At 74.6% G+C, this 1,926-nt stretch carries 2 protein-coding genes; both read right to left on the bottom strand.

From position 1 onward, the window contains the following. Positions 1-40: 40 nt before the first annotated feature. Positions 41-373 (bottom strand): DUF1905 domain-containing protein, encoded by a 333-nt coding sequence (locus ACYVE9_RS24970; protein WP_461030160.1) that lies wholly within the window; start codon positions 371-373, stop codon positions 41-43. Positions 374-479: 106 nt separating this feature from the next. Beyond that, positions 480-1,787 carry a DUF6986 family protein gene (locus ACYVE9_RS24965; protein ID WP_461030159.1) on the bottom strand — a complete coding sequence of 436 codons (1,308 nt, stop codon included), beginning with the start codon at positions 1,785-1,787 and terminating at the stop codon, positions 480-482. Positions 1,788-1,926: the final 139 nt, after the last annotated feature.

The following is a 1,926-nucleotide window of genomic DNA, read 5'->3' as shown; positions in this document are numbered from 1 at the left end:
CCGGCGCGTACCCGGCCGTCCCGGTGCCGGAGGGCGGGACTCAGCCCCGCAGCCGCTCCGCCAGGTGGATCCGGACGGTGTCGCCCGCCTCCTTGCCGATGGCCCGGCGCACCTCGGCCCTGACCGGCAGCTTGTGGGTGCCGTCCCCGAGCGCCATGAACGCGCTCTCGAACGGGTGGCCGTCGACGGTGCCGCGTACCTTCACGAGGCCGCGGGTGCCGAAGAACGCCGCCGACTCCGGCCAGACGACGTACGTCCAGCCGCCCTTGCCCGGGCTCCTCCGCAGCACCTCGGTGAACTGCTCGTCCAGCCCTCCCCGGTCCGTGTCGGCGCCGTCCGCCGACCCGCCCCTGGTGTTCCCGCTCTCGTCCATGTCAGAACCCCGCTCTCGTGGATGCCGTCACAGGTACGGACGGCGCACGGCGGCGGAACTCATCGCGGGCCTGCGGTGACCGCCCGGCCCGGAGCCCGACGCGTCGCTACGGCGCCGCCACGGTCAGGGCCGAGCGGCGCGGGATCGCGTACGCCTCCAGTTGCCGCCGGGTGAGGCCGGTGAGCCGTTCGACCTCCTCGGCGTCGAGCGCGCCGCAGTGCAGACCGCGCAGCAGGTAGCTGCTGAGCGCCTTCGCGGTGGCCGGCTCGTCCATCACCGCGCCGCCGGTGTCCGCCGCGTAGGCGGCGAGCCGGGCCGCGGCCTGTTCGCATCCCTCGCGGTAGAACGTGTAGACCGCCGCGTACCGGGTGGGCAGGTGTCCGGGGTGCATGTCCCAGCCCTGGTAGTAGGCCCGGGCCAGCGAGCGGCGCACCAGCCGGTGGTGCAGCCGCCAGGCGTCGTGGACCTGCGGGGTGTCTCCGACGGGCAGCACGTTGGTGGAGCCGTCGGACAGCCGGACGCCGGTGCCGGCGGCGGCCACCTGCATGACGGCCTTGGCGTGGTCGGCCGCCGGGTGGTCCATCGCCTGGTGTGCGGCGCTGACACCGCAGCAGGCGCTGTAGTCGAAGGTGCCGTAGTGCAGGCCGGTGGCGCGGCCGGCGGCGGCGTCGATCATCCGCGCCACGGTGGCCCGGCCGTCGGGGCCCAGGATCGACTGGCTGGTCTCGATCTGGATCTCGAACCCGATCCGGCCGTCCGGCAGGCCGCGGTCCCGCTCGAACTGCTCGCACAGCCGGACCATCGCGGTGACCTGCTCGGGATAGGTGACCTTCGGCAGGGTCAGCCGGAGGCCCGCGGGCAGGCCGCCGGCCTCCGCAAGGCCGGTGAGGAAGACGTCCAGGGTGCGGATCCCGCGGTCCCGGACCGCGGCCTCCATGCACTTGAGGCGGATGCCCACGTGGGGCGGCACGCGAGAGGGGTCGACCGCCGCGCACGCCTGAGCGACGAGCCGGGCGGCCCGGGCGGCGTCGGCGTCCTCCTCGGCGTCGCCGCGGTCGCCGTAGCCGTCCTCGAAGTCGATCCTCAGGTCCTCGACCGGCTCCCGCAGCAGTTTGGCGCGCACCCGGTCGTGGACGGCTCCCGCCAGAGCGGCGTCGAGGCCGAGCACCTCACCGAACGCGGCGGCGTCCGGGGCGTGCTCGTCGAGCAGTGCGAGCGCCTGGTCGCCCCAGTCGCGGACGGTGTCGGCGGTGAACACGTCGCCGGGCACGTACACGGTGTGCACGGGCTGGCGGGTGCCGGGGTCGCCCGGGTAGCGGCGCTCCAGCTCGGCGTCGACGGCAGCGAGGGCCGCGCCGATCTCCTTGCCGACCCCGTGGCCGAAGGTGGTGGCGACCGGCTGGCCCTGCGTCATCAGCACTCCCGTGAAATCAACAAAACGTTGAAGCTTTCTGGGAAGCTAGCTCTCGGTCGCGCACTCCGTCAACACCCGCCGCCCCGCCGCGGCCCTCCCCGACGTGCGACGGCCGGGGTCCGGCGGGCCGGAGCCGCCG

This window comes from Streptomyces sparsus (assembly GCF_054776295.1).
This window is presented reverse-complemented; position numbering and strand designations above follow the sequence as displayed.

What these genes read in the sequence shown, in the direction of transcription:
- ACYVE9_RS24970 (WP_461030160.1), bottom strand. Translation starts at nt 373, where the DNA reads ATGGACGAGAGCGGGAACACCAGGGGCGGGTCGGCGGACGGCGCCGAC.
- ACYVE9_RS24965 (WP_461030159.1), bottom strand. Translation starts at nt 1,787, where the DNA reads ATGACGCAGGGCCAGCCGGTCGCCACCACCTTCGGCCACGGGGTCGGC.